Source organism: Myroides odoratus (genome assembly GCF_001549985.1).
GTDB classification, from domain to species: Bacteria; Bacteroidota; Bacteroidia; order Flavobacteriales; family Flavobacteriaceae; genus Flavobacterium; species Flavobacterium odoratum_A.
Map to the genome: position 1 here is coordinate 1 of NZ_LROZ01000021.1, position 20,059 is coordinate 20,059.

The window sequence follows — 20,059 nt, forward strand, 5'->3', positions numbered from 1 at the left end:
GCAACCGAGAATAAATTCTATTACATCAAAGATGACGGCACACAAGGAGAAGTAGATTGGTCAGCGTTAAATACAACCAACGTAAGCTTTACATTGGATGCTGATATGTTAACCGTTACGGATTCTGATGGAAACAAAGTACAATTGGACGTTAAAGAGATCGCAAATAATGCTACGTTCATTACGGAGTTAACGAATAACGATGAATTTATCACCAACTTGACAGAAAACGAAACGTTGATTTCGAAAATCGTCAATAAACTATCAGGTAAATACGGAAACGTCATCTACAATGCAACCGAGAACAAATTCTATTACATCAAAGGTGACGGCACACAAGGAGAAGTAGATTGGTCAACGTTAAATACCACCAACGTAAGCTTTACATTGGATGCAGATATGTTGACAGTTACCGATTCTGATGGAAATAAAGTACAGTTGGATGTTAAAGAGATTGCAAATAATTCAACATTCATTACGGAACTAACGAATAACGATGAGTTTATCACCAACTTGACAGAAAACGAAACGTTGATTTCGAAAATCGTCAATAAACTATCTGGTAAATACGGTAATGTCATCTACAATGCAACCGAGAACAAATTCTATTACATTAAAGATGACGGAACACAAGGAGAAGTAGATTGGTCAACGTTAAATACAACCAATGTAAGTTTTACATTGGATGCCGATATGTTAACCGTTACGGATTCTGATGGAAATAAAGTACAATTAGATGTCAAAGAGATTGCGAATAATGCTACGTTCATTACGGAATTAGTAGCTAACGAAACCTTAATTACAGAGATAGTAAACAAATTAACGGGTAAATATGGTAATGTATATTATAATGTAACAGATAATAAATTTTACTATATCCAAGAAGATGGAACGAAAGGAGAAGTAGACTGGTCAGCAATTAACACCACGAATACTAGCTTCACGTTAGATGCTGATATGTTAACTGTTACGGATTCTGATGGAAACAAAGTACAATTAGATGTCAAAGAAATTGCGATGAATGACACTTTCATTACGGAAGTCATTAATCAATTAAAAAATCAATATGGAAATGTTTACTATGATGTAACAAACAACAAATATTATTACATCAAAGACGACGGATCGAAAGAAGAAGTTGATTTAGGAAGTGTAACCTTAGCTGGAGATGTAACAGGAGCAGCAGGAGCGACAACCTTGTCTAAAATCCAGGGTAATCCTGTAAGTGCAGCTGTAGCAGCAGCTGGGCAAGCCTTAGTATTTGATGGAACTTCATGGGTACCTGGTACACCTGAGGTGGATGTAACAAAGATTACGGCAGGAAAAGAGTTGAAATCAGACGCTTCAATTACAGTAACAGACGGTACAGGAACGCTATTAAAAGAAGCGAGTATTAAGGTTGCAGATGATGGAATTACAACGGCACATATCAAAGATGGAACAATCCTACTAGAAGATATGGCTAAATCTCTTTTACCAAATCAAGTGTTAGTAACGAATGGAAGCAATATTCCAAGCTGGGCGGATAAATCTTTACTATCAGCTTCACCATGGTTGGTACAAGGATCATCTACTATAGCAACATTGAATACACAAAATATTTACCAAACTGGTACGATTGCTATTGGAGCCAATCAAATTCCAGCTACCGAAACGACAGCTAAATTATTTGTAGCTGGAGATGTAGTTACAACAGGGAAGTATTTTACAACCAATGCAGTATATGCGGATTATGTATTTGAAAAGTATTTTACAGGTAGCTCAGATATCAAGCTGACTTATGAGTTCAATACATTAACGGATATCGCAAGATTCGTCAAAGAGAACCATCACTTACCAGGTGTTACACCAATCAGTGAGTTAAATAAAAACGAAAGTGGATATGGATTTGATTTAACTAATCTTTCTGTTGAGTTATTAGAAAAAGTAGAAGAATTATTCCTACATACAATCGAGCAACAAGACCAAATTGATCAAATGAAAAAAGAGCAAGCGACAGTCTTAGAGCGATTAGAGAAACTGGAGCAATTAATGGAGAAAAAATAAGCAACATCAGTAACTAGATCCTTGCTGAAAGCAATTTTAGCAAGGGTTAAAAAAAGAAAAATGTATGAAAAAAGTATATTTAATAATGTTTTTCCTATGTTCTATGTTGGTTATGGCTCAAACTCCAGGAGGAGTAACTGGAACAACCATAGAATATTGGTTAAAAGCAGATGAATTGACAACCACCCCGATACATGATGGGGATGATGTGTCAATTTGGATGGACAAATCAGGAAACTCAAGACATTTTGCGAATACCACAGGCTATTATCCTAGATTTATTAAATCGGCGATGAACTTTCATCCAGCTGTAGAGTTCTATAATGACGAAGATGCAACTACAGCTAATAATGAAAGACGAAGATTAGAATCGGTTGGAAATTTTCAGATGGATCCCAATAAATCCTATTTTGTCATTTGGATTTCCCGTTTGGAAAATGAATCGTTTTCAGGTTCATTAAAATATGCTCCTGTTTTTACCTTGAATACCGCCTCTAGTGGTGATAACTATGGTTGGACAGCAGGTACGGGGTCAACGGCTCAACGTTTGTGGCATGAAACGAGAGGAAGCTCCTATACCCACAGTAATGATGGGAATATTTATGGAATTGGTATTGCAATGATGCCGAATAAAACAGCAACACCCCAGAGTCAAATACTTAATGGTGTCGTGAGTACCTCAACCATGGCAGGGAGAACGATGGCAACAGGACAAACAAAAAGTGTAATTGGAGGAGCGAGTTCAGGAACAACCAATCCTTATTACTACTATGGAGAAATCATGGAGGTTATTGTTTTGTCTAAACCAGCGGGAACTTCTGGAGCGGTTTTAACTACAGATGAGTTGCGTAAAATCAATACTCATTTTGGTGTTAAGTATGGGGTAAGTATATATGATAACTATATTTTATCCAATGGAACTCCTATTTATAGTAGCATTTTACCAGGGTACTATGACTATGCAAAAGATGTGTTTGGTATCGCCAGAGATGATCAAAGTGGATTGTATCAAAAGCAAGCTATGAGTACGGATAATCCTGTTTTAGCTGTGTCATTAGGAGATTTTCAGGAAAATAATGCTGAGAATACTTCAACATTACCAGATAAAAACGCTTTGATGTTTGGGGGTAATGGACTAGAAGGAAATCAACCGTATGCACATTTAGCAGGAACAGCCTTTATGAATTATACCTTACAGGTACATACAGATCCCGTTACTGGAGTGGTAAAACAAGAAAAATTAACGACTTTATTTAATTATAAACTCAAGGCCAAAGCAACAGGGCAGAGCTCTTATACAGTGAATGCCCGTATAGGAATTGGAACTTGGTTGTTGGTTAGTGCCAATCCAAACTTCCCTCCAAGTCAATCGCGTATTTATAAAGTAGTTGATGGAGTGGCCAAAAACGTGGTCATTAACGATGGAGATTATATTGGATTTACTTCTGAATTTGTAGCTCCAGGAGGAGTAAGCAACGGACTGAGAATGTGGTTAAATGCGTCAAAGAAAAATACCATTACAGTAGATAGTCGAGGAGAGGTGGTGAACTGGGTAGATCACTCGGGGATGGGAACAACCTATAGAAAAAGAGGAGCAAATGGATCTGCACCTTTATACTTGGAAGCGGAAGAGCGAACAAACTTCCACCCAACACCTTATTTCCGTAAATGGGAAGATTATTTGATTACCGATAAAGCCGCTATGTCTAGGGCTGTGCCTGATGATGTGGCCTTTTATGCGGTAGTAAATCACGACTTTGAAAGTTCATCGCGATCCTATTTTATAGGGTTTGGTCAACAGACAATCGGAACCAACGCAAGACGACCTTCGTTTGGAGTGTATAAAGGAGGTTCAAGTAATGTTGATGGATTAGGACGTATCGGTTCTTCTGGATTGACAAATAGCCCAAGCCGATTGTTTAATACAGGAGCAACTACCATTGCCGGATATCACTGGGATGTTGGAACGAGTGTTACTTTTGAGTTCGATGGAGGACATTCCGAATCTGTAACGCATAAATACACCAACGTATTGATGAACGGACCTGGAATGTTAGGACTAGGAAGTTCCTCTAAAAGCTACACCTTAAAAGGGGTAATGCCAGAGGTGATTTTATATGAAGGTGTGCTGACAGCCAATGAACGATCAAGAGTAAACTCGTACTTGGGAATTAAATACGCTATTACCATTAAATTGGGAACAGGCGTTTCGCCAAACTTCAATTACCTACTTTCGGATAATACCTCTATTTGGAATGGGAATGATGCATCACACAGAAATTTCCATCACAATGTGGCGTCTGTTGTACGTGATGATGATGCCGATTTGTACAACTACCAATCAAAATCAACTGATCTAGGTTCGATTGTCCACATGGGAGTGGGAACTAAGTTAGGGAATGATCCCGAATTAGGCGTCATTAAAAAAGACAGAACGGCAGTAACTTGGGGGCATAATGATGGAGCATTAACGCGTTTCTCTTTTGCTGGAAATCAAACGATTTGTGGAGAAATGGATTCCAAATTAAGTGGTAGAATTTGGATGGTCGATAATACGGATTTCGATCAAAGTATACTCGTACGCGCAGCAGATTCACAATTTCCTTTTAATGGACCCAACTGGCAAGTGTTCTTGTTGGTTGCAGATTCTCCAGGTAAATTAACGGCTAACCAATGGGACCGCGTTATTCCAATGGAATACTTATACGATGGACACCAAGTGAATTATAAATTTCCGAAAGACCAATTTACCTATTTTACATTTGCAGCAAAAGCATTGCCAGGAATATGTGAGTCTTGTGATTTCAGTGGCGTAAAACGATTAGAGTTTACAAAGAATAGCTGGGCAAAAGGAGCCACTACACAAACGTTTAATTTAGGCGACGGATTTACAGCTGATGTAAAAGTAACCGTAGAAACACCCTCTTCTTTGAGAAGCCGTTACCCTCGACCTTCAACGTATCGCTCTTTAAGAGAATACAGAAGAAGAGGTTCAGGGGATAAGAAAATGGTGACTGAAGTTGTGCTCAAACAGAATGGTTCTTTAAAAGCAGCAGCGAGTTCATTTGAAATTTTTGAAGTTGACCGCTATGGCCATCGCTATAGTAATATCGAAGTATATGGAGTTTGTGGAGCGGGAGTCGTCATGCCAAATCTAAGTTATGTTTCTGCTAAACCAACTTATAAAATTGAGGAAAATAGAGCAAAAGGACATAAATCATCTAGTTATGCGTCTCCGAAAGGAAGAATGTATGTAGAATTTGATGTTCCTGTAGAAAAAATCTATGTTGTTCATACCTATACAGGAAGAGCAGGAGCTGGAAATATGCGCATGGGAATTGGTCCTATGGATTTCTATTGTTTACCTCCATTACCAGAACCAAATGAAGAAGGATTAATCTTCACCAAACAAGGTCCACCAGAAATATTACTTTGTGAAGAGGCAACGTATACGTTCCGCATCGCAAATACAAACTGTGCGCCATACAAGGTGAATTTCTCTGATGTATTACCTGCAGGGATGAAATGGGTAAGCGAGTCGTTGTCAATTGATGATACTGCAGTTGCTCAAGCAACGATTAACGCGTATGCACAAAGCAGTACACTTGATATTCAAAATATAGAAGTACCAGGTACATCAACCTTGACCTTTAGAGCGAAGGCGATTTTTGACCTTGATGCACCAGCAGGAGTATATGAAAACAGAGGGAAACTGAGTTATCAACCACTTGATGGTCCAGCTAGAACAGTAGAATTACTGAGTTGTGATCGCTTGTCTACGGGATGCGAACCAACGCGTACGTTAGCAACCGGAGATCCAACCGAAAGACCATTGCCAATAGAAGTGGTGAGCGCCTTAACAGATAAAGGATGTTATGTTGAAAATGATGTCGTTACTGTAGCTGTTAAAGTGAAAAATCCAAATGCTTTTAGTATTCAGGATATGATGTCAGAATTCAACTTCAATGACGAATTTACCTATGTAAATAATTCCTTGACATCAGCCTCACTTAATTTTGGTGGTGCTGTGATTGTAGATACGTCTGAATTAGGTAGTTTGATTATTGAAGATTTTGTACTCCCTCCAGGAGAGCATACCCTGACATTCAAAGTGAAAGCACCAAATCGCGCAGGAATCGTCATGGAAGATATTGATCCACTTAATCCTGCTTTAGGACAACGTGAATCACCCTTATACCTTGATTTTGAATTGTTGAATGAATCGGATGATTTATGTTTAAATGCAATAACGTCAGAAGTATATGGGTCTTTGGAAGTAGAGTACTGTACTGTTTGTTACTACGATCCAGTAGAAGGGGACAGTGGAAATATATTGGATTCAGCAGGTTATTTGGCAATTACAACGTTAAATAGACCAGATAAAACATGGATTCCGAATCGAGGAAATGCCTTCATGATACTAGAATCAAAAACAAAAGGATTTGTCATCACGCGTTTGACTACGGCTCAAATCGAAAGACTAAGTCCTGTGGAAGGCATGCTAGTATATGATACAACAATCAATTGTCTAAAGATGTATAACGGAACCAATTGGGGCTGTTTAGATCAAGGATGTGTGGATGAATAGTTAATCACTGTGGAAAAGGGAAGGAACAGGTGTGAATTCCTTTTTCCACTATTCTAAATTTGAATTGCTATGACAAATATTATAAATAAATCATTCTTTTTCTTTATCGTTTGTTCTTGCTTCAGCATTGCTTCAGCTGTTGGACAAACAGCTATTGGAAAAAAGATGGTAGAAGGAAGCGATGTAATCCTAGATTTTAAAGTCAATGATAATAGAGGGATCATCTTGCCTTGGGTAACGGGTGCACAACAAGTAACAACACCTGTTGGAGGTACTTTAATTTTTGATTCGAACGACAAAAAAGTAAAGTACTATAAAGGAGGCACGGAGTCCACTTGGGTAGATCTATCGATCCAAGAAGGAAATGTTGACCTAGGTATTCAACAACCCTTTGCTGAACAGGCAACCGTAGTGCCTTCCGTTTTAGGAAGTCGAACTTCAACTGCATCAGGTGTTCTTGTTTTAGAATCAAACAGTAAAGCGATGGTTTTACCAAAAATGGAGAGCCCACATTTGAACATTTTAAGCCCAAAAGCGGGAACAATGGCCTTTGATACCGTATCAAAAATGCTGTGCATTTTTAATGGAAAAGAATGGTCTTTTTGGAAAGTCAAATGAGGATATTTCCTTGGAAATTTGGTAAAAACAGCAAGTACAGTTTAAAATTCTAGAACATGAAAAAGAAAAAGTATACGATAGGACTTGCCTTTGGCCTTTTGGCTGGCGTAGTTCAGGCACAAAATACAGCGCAACAGGTAATGGTTAATACAGGAGTAATGTTTGTAGCATCCAATGAAACACTCGCTACTCGTTTTGACTTTACCAATACAGCAGATGGAAAAGTAATTAACGATGGAACGGTTTACTTTTTTCGAAATTTTAATAATGATGGTCACTATGGTTATAGTGGGAGTAAAAGTAGAACGACAAATAGCAGTAAAGCCATTTTTAAGCGATATGAAGGTGAAGAAGGCACTCAGCTTATTAGTGGGAATGCATTCTCTCAATTTTATAATATCGAATTAGATAATAGTAAGCCTTTGGTTGCTTTTGATCTCAAAAACAACATGGATGTTTTTGGTACGCTTGAGTTTAAAGATGGAATTGTAAAAGTAGATGAATCCTTCAATCCGATAACAGAAGGTTCTTATGGTATGTTGACGTTCCATGAAGGAGCAACTGCTGCTGGTACAAGTGATCGTTCACATGCAGAAGGAAAGGTGGAAAAAATTGGAAATGAACGATTTGAGTTTCCAATTGGAGATCAAACCTACTTTCGACAAGCGATGATTAGTGCACCTAAGAGTAAAACAGATGCCGTTGTAGCAGAATATCGATTCAATGATACTGCTTTTTTTGAAACCCATAAAACCACGACAGGTGTTGTGAAAGAATTGAACAACAGAGAGTACTGGAAATTAGAAGGAAAGTCCAAAGAGGTGGAAACGGTAATCTTGAGCTTAAGTTGGGATGAACGCACAACGTTACCTTCCTTATTGACTGATGTGGAGCGCGACCTTCATATTCTTCGTTGGGATGAAAAACAACAGCTATGGGTTGATGAAGGTGGGGTAGTAGATATGTCAACGAGAACGGTTTCTACACCAGCACAAATTAAAAATTTTGGATACTTCACCTTGGGTACGGTAAAAGCAGATTGGATCTTAGAAGAAGATGTAGTCATTTATAACTTAGTAACACCAGATGGCGATGGTAAAAATGATTATTTTATCATAGATAACATCCGAAAATACCCGAATAACCGAGTGGAAATTTACAACCGTTGGGGAGTAAAAGTATATGAAACGACAGGATATGATCCAAATGGAGATGGAAGTATGAATGTATTTAATGGATATTCAGAAGGTAAAATTACGGTAGACAAAAAGAAAAAATTACCGAGCGGAACGTACTACTATATTGTAACCTATGAATATACAGATGCCAATGGTAGTCGCATGATTAAGAAAGCGGCTAACTTACATTTAGAGACCAATTAAACCACAAAAACATGAGACTAAAAAAGACAACACGTACCGTATTTCTTCTAAGCTTAGGTTTGGTTGGTATAACGCAAACGTATGCACAGCAAGATCCACAATATACCCAATACATGTATAATCATTCCAATATCAACCCTGCTTATGCAGGAAGTAGAGAAGGATTACAGATCTTCGGGTTATATCGCACGCAATGGGTGGGACTAGAGGGCGCACCTAAAACAGCTACCTTATCTGTCAATACACCCTTGGGAGACTCTGGATTGGGATTAGGTGTAAATTTTGTCAATGATCATTTGGGAGTCATGGATGATAATACCTTGTCCGTTGATTTATCTTATGCCATTGATTTGAATCACCAATATAAGTTGGCCTTTGGGTTAAAGGGATCGGCGAACTTACTAGATGTAAATTACAGTAAATTACACATTTACAATCCAACAGGCCCGGTGGCAGAAGATGATATTAAGAATGAATTTTCACCCAATATTGGAGCTGGATTATTCTTGTATTCTGAGAAAGCTTATGTTGGATTATCCGCGCCTCATCTCTTGACGAGATCGCGGTATGATGACAATGAGGTGAGAACACTTCGCCAAAAAATGCATATGTACCTAACGGGAGGTTATGTTTTTGACCTAAATCCCAATTTGAAATTCAAACCTGCTGCTATGGTGAAAATGGAACAGGGATCACCCTTGCAAATGGACGTCAGTGCCAACTTTATGTTCTTAGATAAGTTTACGCTTGGGGCGGCTTATCGTTGGGATGCGGCAATAAGTGGATTAGTTGGATTTCAAGTGTCTGATAACATTTTTGTCGGGTACAGCTATGATGCTGAAACGAGTAAGTTAGCTCGCTACAATTCAGGCTCTCACGAAATATTTATGCGTTTTAGTTTGTTTAACAGCTACAAGCGCGTTGCTGCGCCGAGGTTCTTCTAAAAAGAAAGTATTATGGTAAAACGAATCATACAAGTTGGATTATTAACCCTTAGCTTAAGTCTTGGAAACCTAAGCTATGGTCAGATTAAAAAAGAGAAACAAGCCGATAAGCATTTTGATCGAACGGCCTATATCGATGCTATTGAGATTTATGAACGCATGGCGGAAAAGGGCTACATCAATGGTTCTATTTTACAGAATTTGGCCGATGCCTACTATTTCAACGGAAAATTGACAGAAGCGAATAAATGGTATACTGAATTATTTGAAGGGCAATATGAGAATAAAAATGTAAGCGAACTTCCGTCAGAATACTACTATCGCTATAGCCAAACCTTAAAGGCTGTTAAGGACTACGAGAAATCTCAAGAATTGATGAATCAATTTTCACTCCTTGAAAAACAAGATCAAAGAGGAACGAAGTACAATAAGAATCGAGATTATCTTACCCATATTGATAAGCACTCCAATCGCTATGATCTGCAGTTGTTGCCTATCAATAGTGCATATTCTGATTATGGCGGTACGCTACTTGGCAATCAATTGGTATTCACAACCGCTCGAGATACAGATAATCAAAGTAAAGGTAAGATTCACTCGTGGACCAATGAAAGCTATACGCACTTGTATCAAGCGCAAATTGATGAAAACGGCATGGGACGCCCCGAGCGTTTTCCTTTGGATGAAGCGGCCTATGTCAATGAAGCTACTGCTGTTTTTACAGCAGATGGCAATCGAATGTTCTTTACAAGAAATAATGCCAAACCAAGTGGGAAAAGCAAACAGAATAAAGCGCATAATTCTTCACTAAAAATATACAGCGCTTTAAAGCAAACGGATGGGACGTGGGGACAAGTATTGGAATTGCCAATCAATTCGGATAATTTCAATACTGCCCATCCTGCTTTAACTCCTGATGGAAAATGGTTGTATTTTGCTTCAGATCGAAAAGGAAGTGTGGGACAATCCGATTTGTATCGCGTTGCTTTGTATCAAAATGATGGATATGGTCCAGTAGAGAATTTAGGTAAGGCAATCAATACCGAAGGAAGAGAAAGCTTTCCTTTTATTTCTTCAGATTATCAGTTGTACTTTGCTTCAGATGGACATCCCGGACTAGGTGGAATGGATGTTTTTGTTGCTAAAATGTATCCTGATGGTAGTTTTGGTCCTGTCGTTAATATGGGGGAGCCAATCAACAGTAGCCTGGATGATTTCGGATTGTATTTGAATCCAAAAGAGGGTAAAGGTTTTGTAAGTTCCAACCGAGCAGGAGGAATAGGGGCAGATGATATTTATCTACTCACTGAAAGACCCTGTAAACAAAGTATTCAAGGAACCGTCTATGACTTAGCTACAAAAGAATTACTTGCCAATGCATCTATTATCGTTTCAGATGCCTTATATCAAAAAAGGGATACACTTCACACAGATAACGAAGGGCGCTATGCTCTTTCAGATTTAAATTGTGAGGTGAAGTATCGTATAAAAGCAGAAAAGCAAGCATACAATACCGTAGAGTTAGTTTTTACGCCTAATCGCGATTCTGGAACTAAAACGTTTGATATTGGATTAGAACGCAAGATAAAGCCATTAGAGGTCAACGATGATTTATTTAAGCGATTACAGCTGAAACCTATCTATTTTGACTTTGATAAGGCGGTTATTCGTCGAGATGCAGCAATAGAACTAATGAAGATCGTCGAAGTTATGCGAGCACATCCAACCATGAAAATTGATGTACGCTCTCATACAGATAGCAGAGGAAATGATACCTATAATTTGAACTTATCAGATCGTCGAGTAAAAGCCACCATTCAGTGGATGAAAGAACAAGGAATAGAAGCAAGTCGCTTAACTGGACGTGGCTATGGAGAAACACAATTGCTCAATTCTTGTAGCAATGGTGTACGTTGTACAGAAACTGAGCATCAAGTCAATAGACGCAGTGAATTCATCATTGTTGCCATATAAAAGGGAGACAACCCAAGAGTTTATAGTTACTCGAAGAATCTGCTTGAAAATTTAATTTTTAACAAAGTGTATTCAGCTGTTCTACCCCTTGAACAGCTGAATCATTTTTTGTTCCAACACAGGAATCTCTTATCTCCCTTCCTATAGAAACAGATTGGTTGCTTGTGTTTTTGGGTTTATTTAACTAAAAAATATTTAATATTTTTAAATATTATTGATTTTTGTTATTTATTTTTATAAATTTATGTGAAAAATTGCTTTATAATGAAAAACACTGTTTTTGATACCTATGCTTTATATGATGCAAGTGGAAATAGGCATGATTTTGTATTAATGGAAATTGATCAAGCCTTGCAATTAGGAACAACCAGTTTAACTGACCTAAACCAGCAAGACTTCTTTAAGGTGATTTACATTACAGAAGGAGAGGGGGTATATTACGCCGATTGGCAAGCATTTGAGTTGAAAAAAGGGGATATCTGTTTTGTAGGTAATGCTGAACAACAACGTTGGAGTGTAAGCAAGAGTATTAAAGGGTACATCATTAATTTTAAATCTGTTTTTTTGACCAAATTCATTACGAATCATTTATTTGTTCAAGAATTAGCTTTTTTTAATCGATTCACTACACATAATTTATTGGATAATAATGCTGTAGGTAATCGAGTAGAGCATGCAATTCAAAGTATTTTACATGAACTAAAACTTGAAATAAATAAAAATATCAATTTGATTCGCATCTATTTACTAGAAATACTTTTAATATCTAAGCGGAAAATTGACCGAAAAAATCAAATCAAACACGAAAGTGTTAATTCTAATATTCTCGTGGATCATTTTGAACAGTTGATTGAAAATCATTTTTACGAATATAAGTTTCCAAAAGAATATGCGACACACTTACGGGTAACTCCCAACTATTTAAATAGCATTTGTCGAAAGATGAAAGGTAAATCTGCAGGTGATTTAATTCGTGATCGCATTTTATTGGAAAGCAAAAGGTTGTTGATGACCACGAATTTATCGGCTAGTGAAATTGCTTATCGGCTAAATTTTAAAGACAGCTCTTATTTTACGCGTTTTTTTAAAAAATATGTACGCCAAACACCAGATGAATACAGACGAAATAGTTAGCTATTAGTGAGAGACAAGAGTCAAACGACTGTACAATCAAAATCTATAGCGAAACACCAGATAATAGATGTTCCGCTTTAATTGTGTACTAATTTTTTTCTTCAGTTAAAAAATCAGTTATCATTTCTTGCATTTCTTCAATAGTAACAACTTGTGTATCGGGATGTTGTTTGAGCCAATTGGCATTTAATAAAACTAAATCTTCCTGAGGGAAATTCTTATCTTCTACTAATTGTGCTGTTTCTTTGCCTTGTTCGAAAGGATGTTGTAGAAACTTAGCTAGTTTGATTTTACTAAAAAGCTTCATCTGACGCATTTGCTTTTCGAAGTAAGCTACATGTTCTGTCGCATTCATGGCTGTTAATCCCGCTTGAATAATCTCAATCAAATCCAAATCCCATTTCGTTTTGTGTATAAAGGCAGCTAACCCTTCATTTTTTACTGTATTGTAATAATAATCAACACAATAACTTGAAAAGGCGTCTGGATGTAATTCATCATCGCCTACTTCTGAATGGCGCAGATAGTTAATAACCGAAATATTTGAATGTACAACGGCAAGGGCTGTATTGCTTTCAAGGGCATCTTTAGATATCAAAATAGAGGGAAATTCTCTCATGGTCTGTTTCTTTAAAAAACAAAGGTAAAAGAATTGCAAGTGAAATCACAATTGAGTAGCATGGATTTAGTGTGATTTGTAGAATATTTCTACAGAGATTCCACAGTTTTAAAATAGAGGTTGTTAAAAGATAATGCTTGTATGGTTGATTAATAGGTGGTAAATGTTAAAAAATATAACAAAGAGGGGAATAGTGTGATTCTTGTTTCATTATTAAGTAACTAAAAACAAAAATATTATGAAAAACACACTGAAAAGAATTGGAATGGTACTAGCAGGATGTAGTATTATCGCTTTTGTATCCTTATCATGTAGTAAGGATGATGATCCCACAGATAATGATCTTTTTGTTGGGAAATATAAAGGACATATCACCTATACAGAAGGAGAAACGCATATTGATGCTGAAAATGGCAATGTAGAAGTTGTGAAGATTGGCAAGGATTATAATTTTATCTTTTCAGATAAGATTCCCAATCTAACAGGAGTTAAGTTTGAGAAAGACGGTGAAAATACAGTGATTAATATTGGTTCAGATGAAGCGCATCTCATCAAAATTGATGCGAGTACTTTGATTATTGCCTATACAAAAGAGGGCAAAATTTGGTCAGCTAATTGTAGTAGATAGTTTGTACTTATATAAATTGGTTTAAAAAAGAGGGGGCCCTTTTGGGGCACCCTCTTGGTATATAAGCTAGTAAGCAGCAATTAAATTTTGCGTCTTTTCATTTCTGTTTCAATCAAATCTAACTCACGGTTTGTTTGACCTTTTACCGATGTATTCTCTTGTGCTCGGCGAATTAAGTACGGAATGACGTCGCGTACTGGACCAAATGGAAGATACTTCGCTACATTGTAGTTTGCTTTAGCCAAGTTGAAACTGATGTTATCACTCATTCCGTATAATTGACCAAAGAAAAGTCGTTTATCATGATGAGCGATGTTGTGTTTTTCCATCAACTCCATCACTAATTTTGAACTATTTTCGTTGTGAGTCCCTGCAAATAAAGCCATACAGTCCATGTTTTCTAACATGAAAGTAACACCAGCATCATAATTGATATCAGTTGCTTTTTTATCTACGCAAATAGGAGATTTATAGCCTTTTTGCCCAGCGCGTTCTCTTTCGATTTCCATGTAAGCACCGCGAACCACTTTCATTCCAATATGAAAGCCCTCAGCTTTTGCAATTACGTGTAAATCTTTCAAGAATTGGAATCGATCCCAACGATACATTTGAGCCGTATTGTAAATCAATGCTTTTTCTTTGTTGTATTTACGCATCATATCTAGTACAATAGCGTCCGCTGCATCTTGCATCCAGCTGTGTTCTGCGTCAATTAACAAAAGAACGTCGTTGTCATAGGCAAATTTACAAGCCATATTAAAACGGTATACAATGCGTTCCCATTCTTTTTCTTCTTCAGCAGTAAATGGTTTACCTTCTCCTTTTTTAACAAACATATCGAAACGACCAAATCCAGTTGGTTTGAAAACCGCAAATGGAATAGCGTCAGGTCTAGCCTTAGCAAATTCAATCGTTTTAATGGTCATGTTTAAGGCTGCATCAAACTGTTCTTCTGTTTCTTTTCCTTCTACAGAATAGTCTAATACTGATGCAACTCCTCCTTGGTTGTACATTTTATCAACTACACTCAAACAATCTTCTTCGTTTATACCCCCACAAAAATGGTCGAAAACTGTCGATCGTATTAATCCCGTCACAGGTAAATGAGTTTTGATGGCAAAATTAGCTAAAGAGGACCCCATTTTTACAAGTGCGGGTTTGCTAATCATTTTAAATAAAAAGTGAGCTCTCTTCAACTCCTTATTATTCTTAAGTGCAAAAGCTACTTCTGTATTGTTAAATAAATTTTTCATTATTTGCTAATAATAACTGTTGTGCAAATATAGCTACTCTTTTAGTTTTTATTCAAATATTTATACTTTACTTTGTATAGAAAAATGAATTTAAATGATAAAAGTAGAAACAGCGGATTATCCTATTTATTTTGGCGTAGAAAGTTATGCGATTTTAGGTAACTTTTTGAACGAAAAACAATACAGTAAGTTGCTGATTTTAACAGATTCAACTTGTAACGAACTTTGTTTACCTCATTTTTTAGCCAACCTTCCGACAACAATTCCCTTTGAAATTATAGAAATTGAACCAGGTGAAACAGCCAAAGACCTAGCAACCTGTGAAGGGGTTTGGTCTGCAATGCTCGATTTGGAACTGGATAGACACAGTGCGGTTATTACAGTTGGAGGGGGAGTAGTCTCTGATTTAGGTGGTTTTGTAGCCGCTGCATATATGAGAGGGATTGATTGCTTTTTAGTTCCAACAACACTTCTCGCTATGGTTGATGCTTCTATTGGAGGAAAAACAGGTATAGATTTCCAAGGAGTAAAAAATGCAATTGGTACGTTTACAATGCCTCAAATGGTCATCATTGACGCCTCCTATTTAGAAACCTTGGATCCAAGGGAGCTAAAATCAGGATATGCTGAAATGTTGAAGCATGGTTTAATCTATGATGAAACCTATTTTAATCACTTGGCGGCTATTGCAGAAGTTGATTTTGGCGATATTGAAACGTTGATTTACCATTCGGTTGTAATCAAAAATCAAATTGTACAAGAAGACCCTCAAGAAGCAGGGGTACGCAAAATATTGAATTTTGGGCATACCATTGGACATGCAGTGGAAAGTTATTGTTTGACAAATCCAACAAAAAATCGTATGTTGCACGGAGAGGCCATTGCGGTTGGTATGGTTGTAGAAGCGTATATTTCAACTGTTGATTTAGGGTTAAATCCCACCACTTATCAAGAAATCAAAGAGTCTATACAATATATTTATGGTAAACAATTATTTACCCAAACAGACATTGAAGAAATAGTTGAATGGTTAAAGTTTGATAAGAAAAATAGGGCAGGAGAGATTCGAATGGTTTTACTAGCAAATATCGGGCAGTGTTCTTATGATAGGGAGGTGTCTAAGGATTTGATAGTGAAAGGGTTTGAGGATTATTTAAAATAGTCGCGATTTTAATCGTGTTTTTGGAAATTCGATTTAATATTTTGTTACATTTGCGCTCGTGAAAATAGATGTTTTATATATTAGATTATGTGTTTCATCTCGAAGGAACATTAAGCGTTTTGTGAGAAAACAAAAGGCTAATTTTGTATATACAATTATTAAATATTCAAAGGAAGCTCTGAACTCATTCCGTTTTAGAAACAAGCTTCCTATTGTATTTGCCAATATTAGAGTTTGAAAAGCGGTTGTAGTACCGTTTAAATTACAATAATTAATAACTTTTAAAATTGACTTTTCAAATGAATACAAAATATGTTGACTTAATCAACCAAACTTTTTACTTCCCGCAAGAGGAGTTTAAATTGAATAAAGATAACCTTCAATTTCACAATATCGATTTAATGGGATTAGTTGAAAAATACGGAACTCCATTAAAATTTACATACTTGCCAAAAATTTCAGACAACATTGCAAAAGCAAAAGGAATGTTTAGAAAGGCAATGGAAAAAAACAAGTATAAAGGAAACTACTACTACTGCTATTGTACAAAGAGTTCTCATTTTTCTTATGTGTTAAATGAAGCGTTTAAAAACGATATTCACGTAGAAACGTCTTCTGCTTTTGATGTAAACATCGTAGAAAGATTATTGGAGACAGGTAAAATCAACAAAGATACTTTCGTTATTTGTAACGGTTTCAAACGTTCACAATACATCGATAATATTGCAAATCTGATCAACAACAAACACGAAAAAACAATTCCAATTATTGATAATTACGAAGAATTAGAATTGTTGCAAGACCAAATTGAGAAAAATTTCAAAATTGGTATTCGTATTGCATCAGAAGAATCTCCTAAATTTGAGTTTTATACGTCTCGTTTAGGAATTGGATATAAAAGTATCTTGCCTTTTTATAGAAAGCAAATTGCAGAGAATCCAAAAGTAGAATTGAAAATGCTTCACTTCTTCATCAATACTGGAATCCGCGATACGGCATACTATTGGAATGAATTAGTGAAATGTTTAAAAGTGTATATTACACTGAAAAAAGAGTGTCCAACATTAGATAGTTTGAATATCGGTGGAGGATTTCCAATTAAAGACTCATTGGCATTTGAATTTGATTACCAATACATGGTCGATGAAATCATCAATCAAATTAAAATTGTTTGTGAAGAAGCAGAAGTAGATGTGCCAAATATCTTTACTGAGTTTGGATCTTATACCGTAGGAGAAAGTGGTGGTGCGATCTATGAAATTTTGTATCAAAAACAACAAAATGATAGAGAGAAATGGAATATGATTGATTCTTCTTTCATTACTACATTACCTGATTCATGGGCAATTAACAAAAGATTTATTATGTTGCCAATTAACCGTTGGAACGATGCTTATGAGCGTATTTTGTTAGGTGGATTGACTTGTGATAGCGATGACTACTACAACTCAGAACAGAACTTGAACGCAATTTATTTGCCAAAGTATAACAAAGAGAAGCCATTGTATATCGGGTTCTTTAATACAGGAGCATATCAAGATACGATTGGAGGATTTGGTGGAATTCACCACTGTCTAATCCCTCAGCCAAAACACATCTTGATTGATAAAGACGAGAATGGAATCATTGCTTCTGAATTGTTCTCTGAACAGCAAACGGCAGATGAAGTTTTAGAAATATTAGGTTACAACAAAAATAAATAAACAATAAAATATAAAAGATTAATAAAATGAGTAAAGGACCAATTAGTCAGTTTATTGAGCATCAATATAGACACTTTAATGCTGCTGCATTAGTAGATGCTGCAAAAGGATACGAATTGCATTTAGCAGAAGGTGGAAAAATGCTTATCTCTATGGGAGGAGCAATGAGTACTGCAGAATTAGGTATTTCATTAGCTGAAATGATCCGTCAAGATAAAGTTCACTTTATTTCTTGTACAGGAGCAAACTTAGAGGAAGACGTAATGAACTTAGTAGCGCACTCTCACTACAAAAGAGTACCAAACTATAGAGATTTAACGCCAGAGCAAGAAAGAGAATTATTAGACAATCACTATAACCGCGTTACAGATACTTGTATTCCAGAAGAAGAAGCATTCCGTCGTTTACAAAAACACTTAGAAGACGTATGGCATGCTGCTGAAGCAAAAGGAGAGCGTTATTTTCCACATGAATTCTTATACCAAGTGGTAAATTCTGGAGTATTAGAGCAATACTATGAAATCGATCCTAAAGATTCTTGGATTGTTGCTGCTGCTGAGAAAAACTTGCCAATTGTAGTTCCAGGATGGGAAGATTCAACTTGTGGTAATATCTTTACGTCAAACGTAATTAAAGGTAAATTAAACGTACATACAGTAAAATCTGGAATCGAGTACATGATCTTCTTAACAGAGTGGTACCGTGCTAATTCTGGAGGTAAAGGAGTTGGATTCTTCCAAATCGCTGGAGGTATCTCTGGAGATTTCCCTATCTGTGTTGTACCAATGATGTACCAAGATTTAGAGTGGGAAGATGTTCCTTTCTGGGCATATTTCTGTCAAATTTCTGACTCTACAACATCATACGGATCTTACTCTGGGGCAGTGCCAAACGAGAAGATTACTTGGGGTAAACTAGATGTTGATACACCAAAATACGTAATTGAATCAGATGCAACAATTGTGGCTCCATTAGTGTTTGCATACATTTTAGGTCAGTAATGAATAGATAAAAAATCTTGATAAAATAATTGGCATTTTATTTGTTAATTAGGATTTAGCTATTACATTTGAAAACGAAATAAAGCAATAAATATAAAATGAAGAGAGTAATTGTTGATTACGCGAAATTAACAAACGAAATTTTGACACTTTTAGTGGAGAAATTTCCTGATGGTTATGACGATTCAGATATTATTCGTTTTAAAAATATTAAAAACGAAACTGTTGAGGCTGTAGAAGTGAGAACAGAAGACACCATCTATCTAGTTAAAGTAAGTACTAAGTTAGCCGATCGTATCGAAAATTTCGATGACGAAGATGAAGATGATTTTGTAGATCCTGCAGATGATTCATTAGATGCATTGAAGGATTTAGAAATTGCTGACGAAGAAGATTAACAGTTTCAAGTCATATAAAATAGAAAAGGCTATCGCAATGCGATAGCCTTTTTTTTGAAAATGTGCCTGAGAATATAAGCATCCTCTTACTGTTTATGGCTTATCTCCAATAGTATATTTCAACAAAACCATATCGATCATCTGTTTGCCATTTTCAAAAATAGGTTCAGGATAATGGTCTATAAAGAAGTTTTTTCGCTTGTCGTATAGCACAAAACCATTGCGCTCATAGAAGCGAATCTGAGCTTCTCCAGTGTCAGAAGTCCCTACGAGTAAGGTTTGGTAGTTTTGTTGGCGTGCAATTTCTTTAATCTTCTCAAGTAAAAAACTGCCAATATGTTGGTTTTGATAGGCGGTGCTAACAGCTATATTTTTAATTTCTAAACAAGCGGCATCATGTGGATAGAGGCAAAAAACTGCCAGTTCTTCTTCGTCTTTCCAAACGCTATAGACGCGACTATCATACACGTACTTTTCAATGGCCTCTACTGTTTCATCTGCAAGTAAAAGTAAGTGCATGGGATAGGGAGGAGTGTGAATCTCTTTAATTTGAAGGGTTTCCAGTAACATAGACTATAAATTGAATCAAAGGTAAAAATACAATCTTTC

Annotated in this window: 13 protein-coding genes and 2 pseudogenes; 12 read left to right on the plus strand and 3 right to left on the minus strand. The window is 36.4% G+C overall.

The window, feature by feature from the left end:
* From AWV75_RS18905 to AWV75_RS16085, 7 genes and pseudogenes are all read left to right on the plus strand, one after another.
* Positions 1–2,046, plus strand: a pseudogene (locus AWV75_RS18905) (hypothetical protein); the annotation flags it as partial.
* A 64-nt stretch (positions 2,047–2,110) separates the two neighbouring features.
* Positions 2,111–6,634: a hypothetical protein gene (locus AWV75_RS16060; RefSeq protein WP_060875331.1), complete on the plus strand. Its 4,524-nt coding sequence runs from the start codon at positions 2,111–2,113 to the stop codon at positions 6,632–6,634.
* A 69-nt stretch (positions 6,635–6,703) separates the two neighbouring features.
* Entirely contained in the window at positions 6,704–7,252 is a 549-nt protein-coding gene (locus AWV75_RS16065; RefSeq protein ID WP_060875332.1) for a hypothetical protein, read from the plus strand.
* A 56-nt stretch (positions 7,253–7,308) separates the two neighbouring features.
* On the plus strand, positions 7,309–8,634 hold the full coding sequence (locus AWV75_RS16070) for a gliding motility-associated C-terminal domain-containing protein (protein WP_060875333.1): 1,326 nt from the start codon (positions 7,309–7,311) through the stop codon (positions 8,632–8,634).
* Positions 8,635–8,645: 11 nt separating this feature from the next.
* A complete protein-coding gene (locus AWV75_RS16075; RefSeq protein WP_060875334.1) occupies positions 8,646–9,578 on the plus strand; it encodes a PorP/SprF family type IX secretion system membrane protein in 933 nt (310 codons plus the stop codon).
* A gap of 12 nt (positions 9,579–9,590) precedes the next feature.
* The gene (locus AWV75_RS16080) at positions 9,591–11,552 is read left to right on the plus strand and encodes an OmpA family protein (RefSeq protein WP_060875335.1); all 1,962 of its coding nucleotides are present in this window, start codon (positions 9,591–9,593) and stop codon (positions 11,550–11,552) included.
* 264 nt (positions 11,553–11,816) lie between these two features.
* On the plus strand, positions 11,817–12,686 hold the full coding sequence (locus AWV75_RS16085) for an AraC family transcriptional regulator (RefSeq protein WP_060875336.1): 870 nt from the start codon (positions 11,817–11,819) through the stop codon (positions 12,684–12,686).
* A gap of 88 nt (positions 12,687–12,774) precedes the next feature.
* On the opposite strand, the gene AWV75_RS16090 is transcribed toward AWV75_RS16085, so the two are convergent.
* Entirely contained in the window at positions 12,775–13,305 is a 531-nt protein-coding gene (locus AWV75_RS16090) for a DMP19 family protein (RefSeq protein ID WP_060875337.1), read from the minus strand.
* A gap of 238 nt (positions 13,306–13,543) precedes the next feature.
* On the opposite strand from AWV75_RS16090, the gene AWV75_RS16095 reads away from it, so the two are divergent.
* Positions 13,544–13,933 (plus strand): hypothetical protein, encoded by a 390-nt coding sequence (locus AWV75_RS16095; protein WP_060875338.1) that lies wholly within the window; start codon positions 13,544–13,546, stop codon positions 13,931–13,933.
* Positions 13,934–14,013: 80 nt separating this feature from the next.
* Here AWV75_RS16095 and AWV75_RS16100 read toward each other — a convergent pair whose 3' ends face one another.
* Positions 14,014–15,186, minus strand: a complete 1,173-nt coding sequence (locus AWV75_RS16100; protein WP_060875339.1) for a proline dehydrogenase family protein — start codon at positions 15,184–15,186, stop codon at positions 14,014–14,016.
* 94 nt (positions 15,187–15,280) lie between these two features.
* On the opposite strand from AWV75_RS16100, the gene aroB reads away from it, so the two are divergent.
* The 4 genes and pseudogenes from aroB to AWV75_RS16120 all read left to right on the plus strand — a co-directional run.
* Positions 15,281–16,348, plus strand: a complete 1,068-nt coding sequence (gene aroB, locus AWV75_RS16105; RefSeq protein ID WP_060875340.1) for a 3-dehydroquinate synthase — start codon at positions 15,281–15,283, stop codon at positions 16,346–16,348.
* Between the two features lie 299 nt (positions 16,349–16,647).
* Positions 16,648–18,051, plus strand: coding sequence for an arginine decarboxylase (locus AWV75_RS16110; RefSeq protein ID WP_060875341.1), 1,404 nt, complete (start codon positions 16,648–16,650; stop codon positions 18,049–18,051).
* Positions 18,052–18,077: 26 nt separating this feature from the next.
* Positions 18,078–19,052, plus strand: a complete 975-nt coding sequence (locus AWV75_RS16115; protein WP_002985058.1) for a deoxyhypusine synthase family protein — start codon at positions 18,078–18,080, stop codon at positions 19,050–19,052.
* Between the two features lie 98 nt (positions 19,053–19,150).
* A pseudogene (locus AWV75_RS16120) lies at positions 19,151–19,447 on the plus strand (DNA primase); the annotation flags it as partial.
* Positions 19,448–19,543: 96 nt separating this feature from the next.
* On the opposite strand, the gene AWV75_RS16125 reads toward AWV75_RS16120, so the two are convergent.
* Positions 19,544–20,020 carry a GNAT family N-acetyltransferase gene (locus AWV75_RS16125; RefSeq protein ID WP_060875342.1) on the minus strand — a complete coding sequence of 159 codons (477 nt, stop codon included), beginning with the start codon at positions 20,018–20,020 and terminating at the stop codon, positions 19,544–19,546.
* Between the last annotated feature and the right edge of the window lie 39 nt (positions 20,021–20,059).

Coding starts and splice junctions, on each gene's coding strand:
- AWV75_RS16115 (WP_002985058.1), top strand. CDS start 18,078: ATGAGTAAAGGACCAATTAGTCAGTTTATTGAGCATCAATATAGACAC.
- AWV75_RS16095 (WP_060875338.1), top strand. CDS start 13,544: ATGAAAAACACACTGAAAAGAATTGGAATGGTACTAGCAGGATGTAGT.
- AWV75_RS16065 (WP_060875332.1), top strand. CDS start 6,704: ATGACAAATATTATAAATAAATCATTCTTTTTCTTTATCGTTTGTTCT.
- AWV75_RS16110 (WP_060875341.1), top strand. CDS start 16,648: ATGAATACAAAATATGTTGACTTAATCAACCAAACTTTTTACTTCCCG.
- aroB (WP_060875340.1), top strand. CDS start 15,281: ATGATAAAAGTAGAAACAGCGGATTATCCTATTTATTTTGGCGTAGAA.
- AWV75_RS16075 (WP_060875334.1), top strand. CDS start 8,646: ATGAGACTAAAAAAGACAACACGTACCGTATTTCTTCTAAGCTTAGGT.
- AWV75_RS16100 (WP_060875339.1), bottom strand. CDS start 15,186: ATGAAAAATTTATTTAACAATACAGAAGTAGCTTTTGCACTTAAGAAT.
- AWV75_RS16060 (WP_060875331.1), top strand. CDS start 2,111: ATGAAAAAAGTATATTTAATAATGTTTTTCCTATGTTCTATGTTGGTT.
- AWV75_RS16090 (WP_060875337.1), bottom strand. CDS start 13,305: ATGAGAGAATTTCCCTCTATTTTGATATCTAAAGATGCCCTTGAAAGC.
- AWV75_RS16080 (WP_060875335.1), top strand. CDS start 9,591: ATGGTAAAACGAATCATACAAGTTGGATTATTAACCCTTAGCTTAAGT.
- AWV75_RS16085 (WP_060875336.1), top strand. CDS start 11,817: ATGAAAAACACTGTTTTTGATACCTATGCTTTATATGATGCAAGTGGA.
- AWV75_RS16125 (WP_060875342.1), bottom strand. CDS start 20,020: ATGTTACTGGAAACCCTTCAAATTAAAGAGATTCACACTCCTCCCTAT.
- AWV75_RS16070 (WP_060875333.1), top strand. CDS start 7,309: ATGAAAAAGAAAAAGTATACGATAGGACTTGCCTTTGGCCTTTTGGCT.